A 15652-nucleotide genomic window follows, 5' to 3' on the forward strand; every position below is an offset into this window, starting at 1 on the left:
CGGCCGGGCCGGTTACGGGGCGACTGATTGGCCGAGCCGCTTACGGGGCGACTGATGGGCGGAGCCGCTTACGGGGCGACCAGCAGCACCTTGCCGATGTGGCCGCTGCCCTCCACCACCCGGTGCGCCTCGGCCGCGTCCGCCATCGGCAACTCCCGGTCCACCACCGGACGGACGACACCCGACGCGATCAGCGGCCAGACGTGCTCGCGCACGGCCGCGACGATGGCCGCCTTCTCGCTCAGCGGGCGGGCCCGGAGCGAGGTCGCGCTGACCGCGCCGCGCTTGCCCAGCAGCATGCCGATGTTCAGCTCGCCCTTGGTGCCGCCCTGCATCCCGATGATCATCAGGCGGCCGTTGACGGCCAGCGCCTCCACGTTCCGGCCCAGGTACTTGGCGCCCATGTTGTCGAGGATGACGTCGGCGCCCGCGCCGTCCGTGGCCCGCTCGATCTCGGCGACGAAGTCCTGGTCGCGGTAGTTGATCAGGATGTCCGCGCCCAGCTCGGCGCAGAAGTCCAGCTTCTCCTTGGTCCCGGCGGTCACCGCCACCCGTGCGCCGATGGCCTTGGCCAGCTGGATCGCCATGGTGCCGATACCGCTGGACCCCCCGTGCACGAGCAGCAGTTCGCCGGGCCTGAGGTGGGCCAGCATGAAGACGTTGGACCACACCGTGCAGGCCACCTCGGGCAGCGCGGCCGCCTGCACCAGGCCGATGCCCTCGGGCACCGGCAGCAGCTGTCCGGCCGGGACGACGACCTTCTGGGCGTAGCCGCCGCCCGAAAGCAGCGCGCACACCTCGTCCCCCACGGACCAGCCGGAGACCCCGGGACCGAGCGCGGCGATCCGGCCGGAACACTCCAGACCGGGGTACGCGGAGGCGCCGGGCGGCGGGTCGTAGTGGCCCTGGCGCTGCATGATGTCGGCGCGGTTGACGGCGCTGCCCACCACCTCGACCAGCACCTCGCCCTCGCCGGGCACCGGATCGGGCACCTCGGTCCAGGTCAGGTTCTCGGGCCCGCCGGGTTCGGAAATCGTGATCGCATACATGCCCGCGACGCTACTCCCCGACCGGACCGCGGTCCTGGTGGCCCGCTCAGTCGCCCGGCAGTGGACGCGCGTGCGGGGCGACATGCGCGGAGGGGCTGGCCCGGACGATGGTGATCAGCCGGTCGGTGAGCTGCAACTCGCCGATGGCCGGATCGTCGTAGCCGAGCACCCGGTGGCCGCGTACGACGCTGACCACGAGGTCCTCCGCCTCGCGCGGGCTGCGGCCCACCTCGGCACGGACCACCGGGCGGTCCACGATGTCCAGGCCGCTGCCCTGCTGGATCAGGTCCTCCATCACCATGCCCGCGGCGGGGCTGAGCACGGACAGACCGAGCAGCCTGCCCGCCGCTCCGGAGCTGGTGATGACCGCGTCGGCGCCGGACTGCTTGAGCAGCGGGGCGTTCTCCTCCTCGCGGACACAGGCCACGATCTTGGCGCCGCGGTTGAGCTGGCGAGCCGTCAGGGCGACCAGCACGGCGGTGTCGTCGCGCTGCGGGGCGATGATGATCTGCCGCGCCTTGTGCACCTCCGCGCGCCGCAGCACCTCGCTGCGGGTCGCGTCGCCGGTGACACCCGCGAACCCCTCGGCGGTGGCCGCCTCGATCGCCTTGGAACTGGGGTCGACCACGACGACCTGTTCCTTCTTCAGCCCGGTCGCGCAGACGGTCTGGATCGCCGAGCGCCCCTTCGTGCCGAAGCCGATGACCACGGTGTGGTCGCGCAAGGTGGACCTCCAGCGATTGAGACGCCATTCCTCACGCGTGCGTTCGGTGAGGACCTCCAGCGTGGTGCCGACCAGGATGATCAGGAAGAGCACGCGCAGCGGGGTGACGACGAGGATGTTGACGAGCCGGGCACCGTCGCTGACCGGCGTGATGTCGCCGTACCCGGTGGTGGAGAGGGTGACCGTCGCGTAGTAGAACGCGTCGAGCAGGTCGACGGGACCGTCGGAGTTGTCGTGGTAGCCGCTGCGGTCCGCGTAGACGACGAACGCGGTGGCCACCAGCACCACCAGCGCCATCACCAGGCGCTTGGCGACCTGGCGTATGGGGCGTTCCACCGCCTTCCTCGGGAGCTTCACCCGCGAGGGCACCAGATGTTCGCCTGCCTGGCGGGCTATGGCGTCATGGCCCGGAAGTTTCACGTGAAACACACCCCGATTCCGGCCGTGTCCCACGGCAGGTCCAGCAATTCCATCTCCGCACCCGGCGCCGCCCCGCCCGGCGGGACGACGGCCAGCGCGTCGGCGGTGGCGATCCCGCGCAGCATGGCGGGCCCGCTGTAGTGCAGCGGTACGGCCCGCTCCCCGCGCAACACCACGGGCACCAGCCGGGTGTCGTGCGCGTGTCCCTGCACTGCTTCCCTGAGCGGCGTCCGGTACGGCTCGGGCGCCGGGTGGGCGGCAAGCACCCGTAGCAGGGGCTCGGCGAGCGTGATCAGTCCGGAGACGGCCGCGAGCGGGTTGCCGGGCAGCCCGACGAGGTGCTGGTCCGCCTTGACGCGGGCCAGCAGCATGGGGTGGCCGGGGCGCACCGCGACACCGTCGACGAGGAGTTCGGCGCCGATCTTGTCCAGCGTGGGGTGGACATGGTCGACGGGTCCGGCGGCGGTGCCCCCGGTGGTGACGATCAGGTCGGCGCGGGAGGTGGTGATCGCCCTGCGCAGGGCCTTGGCGTCGTCGCCGAGCCTGCGGACGGCGATGACCTCGGCGCCGAGCGCGCGCAACCAGGGCGCCAGCATCGGGCCGAGCGCGTCCCGGATCAGCCCGTCGTGCGGCAGCCCCTCGGTGAGGAGTTCATCGCCGAGGACGAGGATCTCGGCGCGCGGGCGGGGGACGACGGCGAGGGTGTCGTACCCGGCCGCGGCGGCGAGGCCCAGCACGGCCGGGGTGATCAGGGTGCCGGTGGGCAGCAACTGGTCACCGCGACGGCACTCCTGGCCGCGCGGCCGGATGTCCTGGCCGTGGCTCGTCTCGCTGGTGGCGTGCAGCCGGTCCTGGGGGCCGGTGCGGCCGTGCTCGCTGCGCAGGACGGCGGTGACTCCGGTGGGGACGCGGGCGCCGGTGGCGATCCGGACCGCCTCGCCGTCGGTGAGCGGCTCGGGGGGCGCGTGCCCGGCGAGCACACCGCCGTCGCGGATCTGCCAGGGCCCGGGTCCGGCGACGGCCCAGCCGTCCATCGCGGAGGTGTCGAAGGAGGGCAGGTCGCTGAGCGCGTCCAGGGGCGCGGCGAGGACCAGCCCGAGGGCGTCGCCGAGGGCGACGGAGACGGCGGGGCGCCGCGTGGCCCGGCGAGCGGCCCGGGCGGCGATCTCGCGGGCGCGGGGCCAGGGGGTGGCACCCTCGTGGCCGTGCGGGTGCGGATGCGGGTGCTCGGGGTGCCCGGCCCGGCGGGCGGACGCGTGGTCCGTCCGTCCGGTCGAGTTGGCCCGGTCGGCCTTGGGCGCGCGGACCAGTGCCAGGGCTTCTTCTACGTCGAGGTCGTCGCCGTTCCCGGCGTGCGGCCCGGTGTGGGTGCCGGAGGCGGTCATCCGGCGTCCGGGGCGGACCCGCCCCCGTTGTGTTCGGCCTCCCAGCGGATGGCCAGGTCGGCGACCTTGGCGGACGCCTCGGCGATGGACTGGGCGTCGCCCTTGCCCTGGGCGGCGGCGTAGCCGATGAGGAAGGTGGTGAGCGGGGCGGCGGGGCGGGCCACGCCGTGGGCGACGTCGCGCGCCGCGTCGAGGAGGACGCGGGTGTCGACGTCGAGCTCGATGCCCAGCTCGTTCTTGACTGCGGTGATCCATTCGTTCAGCACGTGCCCATGCTCCCTGATCCGCGCCCTGGCGTGGGCGATGTCCTCCCAGGTGTCGCAGTCGAAGGAGGCCAGCGGGTCGGTGAGCCGGGTCAGGCGCAGGGCGGCGGTCAGGCGGCGCAGGGGCAGGCCGGTCAGACCGCGGTGCTCGGCGTGCTCGGTGTGCTCGGTGGCGAGGTCGGCGAGGGCGCCGCGCAGGGAGGCGGTGCGGTAGGCGGCCACCAGCGGCTGGTCGCGGCCGTCGTCGTCGGTGAGCATCGCCCCGTCGGCGTCGCCGTCCCGCAGGGCGGCCAGCAGCCGGTGCACGGTGTCCGCGCCGAGGAACGGCAGGTCGGCGGAGAGCACCACCGCGTACTCGGCGGTGCTGAGCCGCAGCCCCGCGTCGAGAGCGGCGACGGGTCCGGCGCCGGGCGGCTCCTCCCGCGCCCAGCGCACCGGCCGTGCGGTGGCGCGGGGGTCGGCCACGACGACGGTGGTGGCCGCGTCGGCGCACGCGTCCAGCACCCGGTCGAGCAGCGCCCGGCCGCCGACCTGGACACCGGGCTTGTCGGCCCCGCCGAGCCTGCGCGCACCGCCCCCGGCCAGCACGACGGCGTCGTACGGCACGCCGGTCGCCGGAGCGGGCGCGGGCGCGCTGGACTCGGGGGATGCGGCCGGAGGAGGTCCGGCCGGGGCGTTGTCGGTCACCCTTCGAGTATGGCTGGTAGTGCCTCCGGGGCGGGCGCCGCCCGGCTCCCGGCCCGGGAGGCGTCTCACACCGTGCGCAGCAGCACCGCCGGCTGTTCCACGCAGTCCGCCACGTACCTGAGGAAGCCGCCCGCCGTGCCGCCGTCGCAGACCCGGTGGTCGAAGGTGAGCGAGAGCTGCACGACCTGGCGTACGGCCAACTCGCCCTCGTGCACCCACGGCTTGGGGACGATGCGGCCGACGCCGAGCATGGCGGCCTCGGGGTGATTGATGATCGGGGTGGAGCCGTCCACGCCGAAGACGCCGTAGTTGTTCAGCGTGAAGGTGCCGCCGGTGAGTTCCGCCGGTGTCAGCCGTCCGGCGCGGGCGGCCTCGGTGAGCCGGGCGAACTCGGCGGTCAGCGACTCGGCGTCCCGCGTGTGGGCGTCCCGGACGACCGGCACGACCAGCCCGCGTTCGGTCTGCGCGGCGAACCCCAGGTGCACACTCGGCAGTTGGACGACCTTACGGGCCTCGGTGTCGACGTAGGAGTTCAGCTCCGGGAACCGGGCGAGCGCGGCGGCACAGACGCGGGCGAGCAGCGCGACCAGGGAGATCTTCGGGCCCCCGGCGGCGTTCATCGCGGCCCGCGCGCGCAGGAGTTCGGTCGCGTCGGCGTCGACCCAGCAGGTGGCGTCCGGGATCTCCCGGCGGCTGCGGCTGAGCTTCTCGGCGACGGCGCCGCGTAGGCCCTTGAGGGGGATGCGGGTGCCTTCGGGGCGGGCGGTGGGCGGGGCGGCGGGGACCTCGGCGGACGCCGTGGCTTCAGTGGGCGTTGCGGCGTCGACGCGGAGGGCCGCCTCGACGTCCGCGCGCAGGATGAGGCCGTCCGGGCCGGTGCCGCGTAGTGCGTGCAGGTCCACGCCGTTGTCCCGGGCGAGCTTGCGGACCAGGGGGGAGATGACGGGGACGGGGCCCTGCGGGGCGGGGGGTTCTGGTGCGATCGGCACCGGTGCGGGTGCCGGTGCCGGTGCCGCCGGTGCGGTGCCGTTGGCCACGGTGAGCTGGGCGCGTACCCGGCGTCGGCGGCGGGCGGGGGCCTGGGTGCCGTAGCCGACCAGGACGTTGCCGGAGCCCTCGGCCTCGGCCTCGGCGGCGGTGCCGACCGGGTCCGGGGAGCCGACCGCGACGGTGATCAGCGGTGCGCCCACCGGCAGTTCGGTGCCCTCCTCGCCGAAGCGGGCGGTGACCACACCGCCGTAGGGGCAGGGGACCTCCACCATCGCCTTGGCCGTCTCGACCTCGACGACCGGCTGGTCGATGGCGACCACGTCACCGACGGCCACCAGCCAGCGCACGATCTCCGCCTCGGTGAGCCCCTCGCCGAGGTCGGGCAGCTTGAACTCCAGTACCTGTGCCATCAGTTCTCCGCCTCCCACTGGAGACGGGCCACCGCGTCCAGCACGCGGTCGACACCGGGCAGGTGGTGCCGCTCCAGCATCGGCGGCGGGTAGGGCAGGTCGAACCCGGCCACGCGCAGCACCGGCGCCTCCAGATGGTGGAAGCAGCGCTCGGTGATCCGGGCCGCGATCTCGCCGCCCGGCCCGCCGAACCCGGTGGACTCGTGCACGACGACCGCGCGTCCGGTGCGCCGGACGGAGGCGCAGACCGTCTCGTCGTCGAAGGGCACCAGCGAGCGCAGGTCGACGACCTCGAGGTCCCAGCCCTCCGCGCGAGCGGCCTCGGCCGCATCCATGCACACCGGCAGGGAGGGGCCGTAGGTGATGAGGGTGGCGCTGCTGCCGGGACGGCGGATGACCGCGCGCCCGATGGGCTCGACCTCGGTGGGGTGGTCGGCGTTCCAGGAGTCCTTGGACCAGTACAGCCGCTTGGGTTCCAGGAACACCACGGGGTCGTCGGAGGCGATGGCCTGCCGCAGCAGCCCGTAGGCGTCGGCGACGGTGGCCGGGGTGACGACATGCAGGCCGGGGGTGGCCATGTAGTACGCCTCGGAGGAGTCGCTGTGGTGCTCGACGCCGCCGATGCCGCCGCCGTAGGGGACGCGGACCGTGATCGGCAGGGGCATGCGGCCCCGGGTGCGGTTGCGCATCCGGGAGACATGGCTGACGAGCTGCTCGAACGCCGGGTAGGCGAACGCGTCGAACTGCATCTCCACCACCGGCCGCAGTCCGTACATGGCCATGCCGACGGCGGCGCCGAGGATGCCCGCCTCGGCCAGCGGGGTGTCCGTGCAGCGGTCCTCGCCGAACTCGGCGGCGAGTCCGTCGGTGACCCGGAAGACTCCGCCGAGGGTGCCGACGTCCTCGCCCATGACATGGACGGAGGGGTCGGCGGCCATCGCGTCGCGCATCGCGCGGGTGAGGGCCTGCGCCATGGTGGCGGGCTTGACGGCGACGGTGGTCATCGCGGGTCGCCTTCCTGGTCGTCCTGCTCGGCGGCCAGCTCGGTCTCGAGCAGCGCGCGCTGTTCACGCAGCTGCGGGGTGGGCTCGGCGTACACGTGGTCGAAGAGGTCCATCGGGTCGAGCCGGGGGTCCTGGTTCATGCGTTCGCGCAGGTCGGAGGCCATCGCCTCGGCGTCCTGCCGGACCTCTTCGATGGCGGCCTCGTCGAGCAGCCCGCGCGCGGTCAGCTCGCGCTCCAGGAGCTGGACGGGGTCGTGCCGCCGCCACGCCTCGACCTCGTCGTCCTCGCGGTACCGGGTCGCGTCGTCGGCGTTGGTGTGGGCCTCCACGCGGTAGGTCACCGCCTCGACCAGGGTCGGGCCGCCGCCCGCGCGGGCGTGCCGCACCGCGTCGCCGAGCACCTCGTGCACCGCGAGCGCGTCGTTTCCGTCGACCAGGCGGCCCGGCATGCCGTACCCGACCGCCTTGTGGGCGAGGGAGGGCGCGGCGGTCTGCTTGGCGAGCGGGACGGAGATGGCGAAGCCGTTGTTCTGCACGAGGAAGACGACCGGGGCCTGCCAGACGGCGGCGAAGTTCAGCGCCTCGTGGAAGTCGCCCTCGCTGGTACCGCCGTCGCCGACCATGGCGAGCGCGACCACGTCGTCCCCCTTGATCCGCGCGGCGTGCGCGAGGCCCACGGCGTGCGGGAGCTGGGTGGCCAGCGGGGTGCTGAGGGGTGCGACGCGGTGGGCGTGCGGGTCGTAGCCGGTGTGCCAGTCGCCGCGCAGCAGGGTGAGCGTCTCCACCGGGTCGACGCCCCGGGCGACGACGGCGAGGGTGTCGCGGTAGCTCGGGAAGAGCCAGTCGCGCTCCTCCAGGGCCAGGGCGGCGGCGACCTCGCACGCCTCCTGACCGGTGCTGGAGGGGTACACCGCGAGCCTGCCCTGCTTGGTGAGCGCGGTGGCCTGCGTGTTGTAGCGGCGGCCGCGGACCAGCTGGGCGTAGAGCCGCCGCAGCAGGTCGGGGTCGGCCTTGGCGGCCGTGTCGGTGCCGAGGACGCGATAGGGCTCGGCGTCGGGCAGCAGCGGCGCGGGGTCCATACGGGGCTGCCAGGCGGGCGGCGGCGATGGCCGATACGCGCCCCGCTGCTCCATGACCGTCATGACGGCACCTCCTCGTGCGAGCGGCTACGAGAGGCGGGTCGGCTGTGACCCGTCTCACCTACCGATTGTTCGGTCGTCGGCGCATTTTGGCTACCGGCCCCCTCAGGCTGTGGACAAACGGTTTTGCACAGCCTGGAATGAATGCAGGACGTCCACGGCGATGAAGCGGGGGGACATGACACCTGAACAAATGGCCCAGGCGGTGGAAGCGAACGGCGCACCCCCGCCCCGACCGCTCGACGCCATAGATCAGGACATCCTCAAGATCCTCCAGGCGGACGGCCGCGCCTCCATACGCTCGGTCGCCGAGCGCGTCCACGTCTCCCGCGCCAACGCCTACGCGCGCATCAACCGGCTGGTCGAGGACGGGGTGATCCGGGGCTTCGGCGCCCGCGTCGACCACGAGCGGGCCGGGCACGGCACCTCGGCGTACATCACGCTGAACATCGTCCAGAACACCTGGCGCACGGTCCGCGAACAGCTGCGCCGCCTGCCCGGCGCGTCCCACATGGCGCTGGTCGGCGGCGACTTCGACGTACTGCTGCTGGTGCACACGCCGGACAACAGGGCGCTGCGCGAGCTGGTGCTCACCCGGCTCCAGTCGATCCCCGAGGTGCTCGGCACCCGCACGCTGCTGGTGTTCGAGGAGGAGGACCTGGAGCCGGACGCATGACCCGGCGTGTCCCGTCTACTGCTTGCGCAGCCCCGCGAAGACCAGCCGCACCACCGCGTCGGCCACCTCGCGCCCGCCCGCTCCGCCCGGCTCGGGCCGGTACCACTCCACGACCGAGTTGATCATCCCGAAGACCAGCCGGGTCGCCAGCCGGACCTCCACGTCCCCGCGCACGTCCCCGTCCGCGGCGGCCGCCCGCAGCAGCTCGGCCACCCGGTGGTCGAAGTCCCGGCGCCGTTCCAGCGCCCACCGCTCCGCCTCGGTGTTGCCCCGCACGCGCAGCAGCAGCGTCACATAGGGCAGCTCGGATATGAGCACCTCGACCATGCGCCGTACGACGTGCTCCAGCCGGTCCACCGGGCGCCCCACGCGCGCGTGCTCCTCGTCGAGGATGGCGAACAGCCCGTCCAGCGCCCGGCTGACGGCGCGGCGCAGCAGTTCCTCCTTGCCGCTGACGTGGTGGTATATCGAGGACTTGGAGATGCCCGCGGCTCTGGAGAGGTGCTCCATGGAGGTGCCGTCGTAGCCGCGCTCGTTGAACACCTCCACGGCGACCGAGAGCAGGGTCTCGGGGGTGTACGTGTCGCGCTTGGCGGTGGTCATGAAGTGCCGTCCCGCTTGTCGGTGGCGTACGCGTGGCGGTAGAGCGCGAGGGACGGCGCGTACCGGCCGGAGGGGTCGCGCAAATGGAGGTCGTCCAGCAGTTCGTAGGCCCAGCCGCGGCCGAGCCTGCGGCTCCACTCGAAGGGTCCGAGGGGGTAGTTGACGCCCAGGCGCATCGCGGTGTCGATGTCCGCCTCGGTGGCCACGCCCTTGGCCACGGCGTCGTGCGCGAGGTCGACGATCCGGGCCACCGTCCGGGCGACGATCATGCCGGGCACGTCACCGATGACGCTGACGTCCTTGCCGAGCGCCTGGAAGAGGCCGATGGCCTCGGCGAGGGTGCGCGCGGAGGTGTCCTGGGAGGCGGAGAGCGCGATCCGGGTGGCGGCGCGGTAGTCGAGAGCGAGGTCGAAGTAGACGACGTCCCGGAACTCCACGGCGGTCTGGCCGTCCGCGAGGACGAGTTGCCCACCGCCGGGCAGGGCCAGCCGACTGCCCTGGTCCTCGCCCTCCTCGTGGACGGGGATGCCCGCCTCGCGGATCAGCGGGAGCAGTCCGGCGGCCGGGCCGAGGTCGCCCTCGACGGTGACGTGCGCGGGCGGCTTCTCCTTCTCGGCGGTGTGCGGCTCGGGGCGCTCGGCGCCCTCGGCGTAGTCGAACCAGCCCTGCCCGCTCTTGCGGCCCAGCCGCCCGGACTCCACCAGGCGGCGCTGGGCGAGCGAGGGCGTGAAGCGGACGTCCTGGAAGAAGGAGTTCCACACCGAATGGGTGACGGACTCGTTGACGTCCTGCCCGATGAGGTCGGTCAGTTCGAAGGCGCCCATGCGGAACCCGCCGCACTCGCGCAGCACCGCGTCGATGGTGGCCGGGTCGGCGCCCTGGGTTTCCAGCACGGCGAACGCCTCGGCGTAGAAGGGCCGGGCGATGCGGTTGACGATGAAGCCGGGGGTGTCCGCGCAGGCCACCGGGGTCTTCCCCCAGGCCCGGGCGGTCTCGTACGCGCGCGTGACCGACGTGACGTCGGTGGCGTACCCGGAGACGACCTCCACCAGGGGCATCAGCGGGGCCGGGTTGAAGAAGTGCAGGCCCAGGAAGCGGCCGGGGGAGGCCAGCGCGCCGCCGATGGCGGTCACCGACAGGGAGGAGGTGTTGGTGGCGAGCAGGCAGTCGGCGGAGACGATGTCCTCCAGCGCCCGGAACAGCTCCTGCTTGACGTCCAGCCGCTCCAGCACGGCTTCCACGACCAGCGCGCAGTCGGCCAGCTCGCCGAGGTGTTCGACGGGCGTGAGCCGGGCGCGCGCCGCGTCCCGTTCGTCCGCGCCGAGCCGTCCCTTGGCCACGAGCCGGTCGAGTCGGGCGCCGATGGCCTCGGCGGCCTCCCGCGCCCGTCCGGGCACCGTGTCATGGAGCCGCACGGGGTGGCCGGCGGCCAGCGCGACCTGGGCGATGCCCTGGCCCATGGTGCCGGTGCCGACCACGGCCACGGGGCTGCTGAGGTCGATAGCTGTCATGTGCGCGATCCTCCCGCACGACGTTGTCCACAGATGCGGCGGACCCCCTTGTCCCGACCGATCGTTCGGTTACTCTAGCCCTGACCGCCCGCAGCCCACCACCGTCCGGCGGCAGGCTTCGCGTACCGCGCCCGCCGCCACCCTGCCGTCCCTCCAAACGCCCAGGTCACGAGCTCGACGACGAGTTCACGCAGACGAGGAGTTGGTCCCGGATGACCGCCCGACCGACCGCACACGAGCTGATCGCCAAGCACCGGCCCACGCTCGATCAGGCCCTGGAAGCGATCCGCACCCGCGCGTACTGGTCCCCGCACCCCGAGCACCCCAAGGCGTACGGCGAGCACGGCAGCCTGGACGCGGGCGCGGGCAAGGCCGCCTTCGACGCGCTCCTCGGCACCCGACTCGACCTGGACCAGCCCGGTACGGACGACTGGGTGGGCGGCGAGGTCTCGCCGTACGGCATCGAGCTGGGCGTGAGCTACCCGCACGCGGACCTCGACGTGCTGCTCCCCGCGATGCGCGCCGGGCAGGCCGCCTGGCGCGACGCGGGCGCGGAGACGCGCGCGGCGGTCTGTCTGGAGATCCTGAAGCGGATCAGCGACCGGACGCACGAGTTCGCGCACGCGGTCATGCACACCAGCGGCCAGGCGTTCATGATGGCGTTCCAGGCGGGCGGCCCGCACGCCCAGGACCGCGGCCTGGAGGCGGTGGCGTACGCGTACGCCGAGCAGACCCGCACACCGGAGACGGCGGAGTGGAGCAAGCCGCAGGGCAAGCGCGACCCGCTCACGCTGACCAAGACCTTCACCCCGGTCCCGCGCGGCATCGCCCTGATGATCGGCTGTAACACCTTCCCGACGTGGAACGGCTACCCGGGCCTGTTCGCCTCCCTGGCGACCGGCAACGCCGTCCTGGTCAAGCCGCACCCGCGCGCGGTGCTGCCGCTGGCACTCACCGTCCAGGTGTCCCGCGAGGTGCTGGCCGAGGCCGGGTTCGACCCCAACCTGGTCGCGCTGGCCGCCGAGCGGCCCGGTGAGGGCATCGCCAAGACCCTCGCCACCCGCCCCGAGATCCGGATCATCGACTACACCGGCTCCACGGAGTTCGGTGACTGGCTGGAGGCCAACGCCCGCCAGGCGCAGGTCTACACGGAGAAGGCCGGCGTCAACACGGTGATCGTGGAGTCCACCGACGACTACCCGGGCATGCTGGCCAACCTCGCCTTCTCGCTGTCCCTGTACAGCGGCCAGATGTGCACCACCCCGCAGAACCTGCTGATCCCGCGCGAGGGCATCAGCACGAACGAGGGCCACAAGTCCTTCGACGAGGTGACCACCGACCTCGCCCGCGCGGTCGACGGCCTCCTCGGGGACGACGCCCGCGCGAACGCCCTGCTGGGCGCCATCGTCAACCCGGACGTGAAGGCCCGCCTGGAGGCCGCCGCCGACCTCGGCGAAGTCGCCCTGGCCTCCCGCGAGATCACCAACCCGGACTTCCCGGACGCGGTGGTACGCACCCCGGTCATCGTCAAGCTGGACGGCACCAAGCCGGACGCCGAGGCCGCCTACCTCAGCGAGTGCTTCGGCCCGGTGTCCTTCGCCGTCGCCGTCGACTCGGCCGCCGACGCCGTGGACCTGCTGCGGCGCACGATCCGCGAGCAGGGCGCGATGACGGTCGGCGCCCACACCATCGACCCCGAGGTCGCGCGGGCCATCGAGGAGGTCTGCCTGGAGGAGCCCGCCCAGCTCTCCCTGAACCTCACCGGCGGGGTGTACGTCAACCAGACCGCCGCCTTCTCCGACTTCCACGGCTCCGGCGGCAACCCGGCGGCCAACGCGGCCCTCACCGACGGCGCGTACGTCGCGAACCGCTTCCGCGTGGTGGAGGTCCGCAAGGAGGCGTGAGCAGCCGAGGCTCAGGCGGCGCGCAGGCTCCAGTGGTACAGCGTCATGGCCACGCTGGTGGCCAGGTTGTAACTGGAGACCTGCGGCCGCATGGGCAGCGCCAGCAGCCGGTCGGCGCGGGCCCGCAGCGGCGCCGAGAGCCCGCTGCGCTCCGAGCCGAACGCCAGCACGGCGTCGTCGGGCAGCTCGACCCGCCGGATGTCGTCGCCCTCGGCGTCGAAGGCGAACAGCGGCCCGGCGGGCAGCTCCTCGACACCGAGCCGTTCCACGGCGGTGGCGAAGTGCAGCCCCGCCCCGCCCCGCACCACGGTGGGATGCCAGGGGTCGAGGGTGCCGGTGGTGACGACCCCGGTCGCGCCGAAACCGGCGGCCAGCCGGATCACCGCGCCCGCGTTGCCGAGGTTACGCGGCTCGTCCAGCATCACCACGGGGGCGGTGCGCGGCAGCTCGGCCAGCCTCTTGAGGTTGGCCTCGCGGGACGGCCGTACGGCGAGCGCGGCCACGCCGGTCGGATGCGGGCGGGGCACCAGGGCGGCGTAGACCGCCTGCGGCACCTCCGTCAGCAGCGCGTCCAGCGGGTCCCTGACGTCCCCGGCGAGTTCACCGGCGAGGGCGAGCGTGGCCGCGCGGTCGGTGGTGACCGCCACGGGCACCTCGGCCCCGAAACGCAGCGCGTGCTTGAGAGCGTGGAAGCCGTCCAACAGCACGGCGTCCCCGGCGCGCTCGCGCCAGCGGTTCAGGGGATCGGTCATGCCGTGAACCCTACGTGCCCCGCGTCGGCCTCCTCCGGGGCGCGGGGCGGCGGCACCCGGCCCGTCCCGCCGCCGCGCCGTATCAGCCGTCCACGCGCGCGTGCCGCCCAGCCGCCGACCAGCAGCAGGAAGGCGGTGGGCAGGAAGACCGCGTCCGCCGTGATCATGGCCAGGGAGAAGAAGGGCAGTCCGAGGACGACGGCGATCACCGCGTGCTCGGTCATCATCAGCACCAGCAGGACGTTCTTCACCCGCCGGTTGAACAGGGTGAAGGGGAAGGCGACCTGCACGATGACCGTCCCGTAGGTCGCGATCATCATGATGACGCCGCTGGCGGACATCAGGTCGGCGAGGGCGGGCCAGGGGGAGAAATAGTCCAGGTGGAGCGGGTAGTAGACGGCGGTGCCGTCCTGCCAGCGCGAGCCCTGGATCTTGTACCAGCCGGCCGTGGCGTAGATCAGGCACGCCTCCGCCATGATCACGGCGAGGGCGGCGTTGTGCAGCACGTTCGCCAGCACGTCGAGCAGCATCCGGGGCTGCGGCGACCGCGCCCAGCGGCCCGCGGCCCACCACAGGCCGAGCCCGGCCCACGCCGTCCACAGCAGCGTGGGCACCAGCCAGTCGCCGGTGAAGCGGCCGGTCAGCGCGGCCGTGACCAGCACGACGCCGGACACCGCCCACAGCACCGGACCCACCCGGTCGGCGGGAACGCGCTCCCCACGCGCGCGTGCCGCCTCCGCACGCTCCGCCCGGCGCGCGTCCAGCGACCACACCTGGCCACAGCGGGTGAACACCAGGTAGAGGGACATCAGATGCAGCACGTTGTCGCCGCCGTCCCCCATGAACACGCTGCGGTTCTGGAGCGACAGCACCCCGACCATGAACAGCACGGCGGCGGTCCGGGTGCGCCAGCCGACCAGCAGCGCGGCACTGGCCAGGACCGCCAGGAGGTAGCAGACCTCGAACCACAGCCGCCCGTCGGACCACATCAGCGCCGTGAAGGCGTGGTTCTCGGCGATCAGCTGATGGGCCAGGTTCCAGCTCCAGGGACCGGCCGGACCGTACAGCTCCCGGCGGTGCGGGAACTCGCGCAGCAGGAACAGCAGCCAGGTCCCGGCGAACCCGATACGGATCACGGCACTCTGGTACGGGCCGAGGGCCGAGCCGGTGACGCGTTCGACACCGCGGGCGAAGTCCTGGGAGAGCCGGTTCATCGCGTACCCGCCTCGGTCTCGTCACCGGTCACCGTCCACCAGGGCAGCACCCGGTAGGCGGGGGCGGTGGAGACCTTCTCCCCGCTCCACCCGGGCGGGATCACGTTGACGGTGCGGGAGCGCACCTGTACGCGCTGGAGCGTCCCGACCCGGCTGATCGCCTCGTCGCGCCCCAGGCGCAGCACCACGATCCGGCGCACGTACTGCTCGGAAAGCGCCCCGCGCACGCCCACGGGCCGGTTGTCCGTGCCGTGGGTGGTGCCGAGGAAGTCCCAGGCGCGGCGCAGTTCGTTCTGCTGGGTGTGGCTGGGCAGCAGGTTGCCGTCGATGGCGGCGCCGTCCTGCGCGGACAGGTCGGTCCAGCCGGTGGTGCGCAGGTCACCGTCCTGGGTCCGGAGCTGGGCGCGCACCTGTACGGCGATGTTCTGCTGCAGCGGGTTCGGCGCGAACAGCTTCCAGTTCTGCTCGAACTCCGGGTACACCCACGCCTCCACCGCCTTGCCGTGCCGCTTGGTCACGGTGTTCGCGGGCGCGAGGCTGAAGAACACCATGCCCAGGTGCACTGCGGCGACGGCCGCCACCACCGCGAGCGCGCCTCCCGCCACGAGCCGGTAGCGGGGCGACAGCGCGGCCAGCCCGGTACTCGGCACCGGTTCCGATGCGGGGTCGGCGGGGCTGGCGGGGTCAGTCTCTGCGGGCGCCCCCTCTGGTCCGCTGCCTCCGGGCGGTCCGCCAGGGCCGTCGAGGGCCCCCGCGCGACGCGCCCCGGCCGACCCGTCCGGCCCGTACGGGCCCTTCGAGTCCTCGTCGTACGCGTCCATCCCGCCCCGTCCCCCGCTTCCGCTCCGTCGACGACGCGCCCGTCACAGGCGCCCCCTGGTCCTCGGACGCCTTTGCTTCCGCTTGGCACCCGCACGGAAC

14 protein-coding genes are annotated in these 15652 nt (G+C 73.3%); 2 read left to right on the forward strand and 12 right to left on the reverse strand.

Annotation, left to right across the window (positions count from 1 at the left end; all coding sequences use genetic code 11):
* Positions 1-68 precede the first annotated feature (68 nt).
* The 7 genes from ACI2LY_RS24270 to pdhA all read right to left on the reverse strand — a co-directional run bounded on the left by ACI2LY_RS24270 (position 69) and on the right by pdhA (position 8074).
* Positions 69-1049, reverse strand: a complete 981-nt coding sequence (locus ACI2LY_RS24270; protein WP_404709015.1) for an NAD(P)H-quinone oxidoreductase — start codon at positions 1047-1049, stop codon at positions 69-71.
* A gap of 46 nt (positions 1050-1095) precedes the next feature.
* Positions 1096-2193: a potassium channel family protein gene (locus ACI2LY_RS24275; protein WP_404709016.1), complete on the reverse strand. Its 1098-nt coding sequence runs from the start codon at positions 2191-2193 to the stop codon at positions 1096-1098.
* Positions 2190-3578: a molybdopterin molybdotransferase MoeA gene (locus tag ACI2LY_RS24280; protein WP_404709017.1), complete on the reverse strand. Its 1389-nt coding sequence runs from the start codon at positions 3576-3578 to the stop codon at positions 2190-2192. The genes ACI2LY_RS24275 and ACI2LY_RS24280 overlap by 4 nt, the downstream gene beginning before the upstream one ends.
* Positions 3575-4528: an NTP transferase domain-containing protein gene (locus tag ACI2LY_RS24285; RefSeq protein WP_404709018.1), complete on the reverse strand. Its 954-nt coding sequence runs from the start codon at positions 4526-4528 to the stop codon at positions 3575-3577. The genes ACI2LY_RS24280 and ACI2LY_RS24285 overlap by 4 nt, the downstream gene beginning before the upstream one ends.
* 65 nt (positions 4529-4593) lie before the next feature.
* Positions 4594-5928 (reverse strand): dihydrolipoamide acetyltransferase family protein, encoded by a 1335-nt coding sequence (locus ACI2LY_RS24290; protein ID WP_404709019.1) that lies wholly within the window; start codon positions 5926-5928, stop codon positions 4594-4596.
* The gene (locus ACI2LY_RS24295; RefSeq protein ID WP_404709020.1) at positions 5928-6932 is read right to left on the reverse strand and encodes an alpha-ketoacid dehydrogenase subunit beta; all 1005 of its coding nucleotides are present in this window, start codon (positions 6930-6932) and stop codon (positions 5928-5930) included. Before ACI2LY_RS24295 ends, ACI2LY_RS24290 begins: the two co-directional genes overlap by 1 nt.
* On the reverse strand, positions 6929-8074 hold the full coding sequence (gene pdhA, locus ACI2LY_RS24300; RefSeq protein ID WP_404709021.1) for a pyruvate dehydrogenase (acetyl-transferring) E1 component subunit alpha: 1146 nt from the start codon (positions 8072-8074) through the stop codon (positions 6929-6931). Before pdhA ends, ACI2LY_RS24295 begins: the two co-directional genes overlap by 4 nt.
* Before the next feature lie 175 nt (positions 8075-8249).
* On the opposite strand from pdhA, the gene ACI2LY_RS24305 reads away from it, so the two are divergent.
* Positions 8250-8747, forward strand: a complete 498-nt coding sequence (locus ACI2LY_RS24305) for an Lrp/AsnC family transcriptional regulator (RefSeq protein WP_373310032.1) — start codon at positions 8250-8252, stop codon at positions 8745-8747.
* A gap of 15 nt (positions 8748-8762) precedes the next feature.
* Here ACI2LY_RS24305 and ACI2LY_RS24310 read toward each other — a convergent pair whose 3' ends face one another.
* The gene (locus ACI2LY_RS24310) at positions 8763-9350 is read right to left on the reverse strand and encodes a TetR/AcrR family transcriptional regulator (protein WP_404709022.1); all 588 of its coding nucleotides are present in this window, start codon (positions 9348-9350) and stop codon (positions 8763-8765) included.
* Positions 9347-10861 (reverse strand): 3-hydroxyacyl-CoA dehydrogenase, encoded by a 1515-nt coding sequence (locus ACI2LY_RS24315; protein WP_404709023.1) that lies wholly within the window; start codon positions 10859-10861, stop codon positions 9347-9349. The genes ACI2LY_RS24310 and ACI2LY_RS24315 overlap by 4 nt, the downstream gene beginning before the upstream one ends.
* Positions 10862-11073: 212 nt before the next feature.
* On the opposite strand from ACI2LY_RS24315, the gene paaN reads away from it, so the two are divergent.
* Positions 11074-12765: a phenylacetic acid degradation protein PaaN gene (gene paaN, locus ACI2LY_RS24320; protein ID WP_404709024.1), complete on the forward strand. Its 1692-nt coding sequence runs from the start codon at positions 11074-11076 to the stop codon at positions 12763-12765.
* An 11-nt stretch (positions 12766-12776) separates the two neighbouring features.
* Here paaN and ACI2LY_RS24325 read toward each other — a convergent pair whose 3' ends face one another.
* The 3 genes from ACI2LY_RS24325 to ACI2LY_RS24335 are packed head-to-tail and all read right to left on the reverse strand — an operon-like array spanning position 12777 to position 15552.
* The gene (locus tag ACI2LY_RS24325) at positions 12777-13517 is read right to left on the reverse strand and encodes a TrmH family RNA methyltransferase (RefSeq protein ID WP_404709025.1); all 741 of its coding nucleotides are present in this window, start codon (positions 13515-13517) and stop codon (positions 12777-12779) included.
* Positions 13514-14731 (reverse strand): HTTM domain-containing protein, encoded by a 1218-nt coding sequence (locus ACI2LY_RS24330; protein WP_404709026.1) that lies wholly within the window; start codon positions 14729-14731, stop codon positions 13514-13516. Before ACI2LY_RS24330 ends, ACI2LY_RS24325 begins: the two co-directional genes overlap by 4 nt.
* Positions 14728-15552 carry a DUF5819 family protein gene (locus ACI2LY_RS24335; protein ID WP_404709027.1) on the reverse strand — a complete coding sequence of 275 codons (825 nt, stop codon included), beginning with the start codon at positions 15550-15552 and terminating at the stop codon, positions 14728-14730. The genes ACI2LY_RS24330 and ACI2LY_RS24335 overlap by 4 nt, the downstream gene beginning before the upstream one ends.
* Positions 15553-15652: the final 100 nt, after the last annotated feature.

This window comes from Streptomyces sp. NPDC002176, assembly GCF_044903645.1.
Lineage (GTDB): Bacteria > Actinomycetota > Actinomycetes > Streptomycetales > Streptomycetaceae > Streptomyces.

Bases quoted from the DNA above. Each gene is read 5' to 3' on its own strand.
- ACI2LY_RS24270 (WP_404709015.1), bottom strand. From the start codon at position 1,049: ATGTATGCGATCACGATTTCCGAACCCGGCGGGCCCGAGAACCTGACC.
- ACI2LY_RS24280 (WP_404709017.1), bottom strand. From the start codon at position 3,578: ATGACCGCCTCCGGCACCCACACCGGGCCGCACGCCGGGAACGGCGAC.
- ACI2LY_RS24290 (WP_404709019.1), bottom strand. From the start codon at position 5,928: ATGGCACAGGTACTGGAGTTCAAGCTGCCCGACCTCGGCGAGGGGCTC.
- ACI2LY_RS24295 (WP_404709020.1), bottom strand. From the start codon at position 6,932: ATGACCACCGTCGCCGTCAAGCCCGCCACCATGGCGCAGGCCCTCACC.
- pdhA (WP_404709021.1), bottom strand. From the start codon at position 8,074: ATGACGGTCATGGAGCAGCGGGGCGCGTATCGGCCATCGCCGCCGCCC.
- ACI2LY_RS24305 (WP_373310032.1), top strand. From the start codon at position 8,250: ATGACACCTGAACAAATGGCCCAGGCGGTGGAAGCGAACGGCGCACCC.
- ACI2LY_RS24310 (WP_404709022.1), bottom strand. From the start codon at position 9,350: ATGACCACCGCCAAGCGCGACACGTACACCCCCGAGACCCTGCTCTCG.
- ACI2LY_RS24315 (WP_404709023.1), bottom strand. From the start codon at position 10,861: ATGACAGCTATCGACCTCAGCAGCCCCGTGGCCGTGGTCGGCACCGGC.
- paaN (WP_404709024.1), top strand. From the start codon at position 11,074: ATGACCGCCCGACCGACCGCACACGAGCTGATCGCCAAGCACCGGCCC.
- ACI2LY_RS24325 (WP_404709025.1), bottom strand. From the start codon at position 13,517: ATGACCGATCCCCTGAACCGCTGGCGCGAGCGCGCCGGGGACGCCGTG.
- ACI2LY_RS24330 (WP_404709026.1), bottom strand. From the start codon at position 14,731: ATGAACCGGCTCTCCCAGGACTTCGCCCGCGGTGTCGAACGCGTCACC.
- ACI2LY_RS24335 (WP_404709027.1), bottom strand. From the start codon at position 15,552: ATGGACGCGTACGACGAGGACTCGAAGGGCCCGTACGGGCCGGACGGG.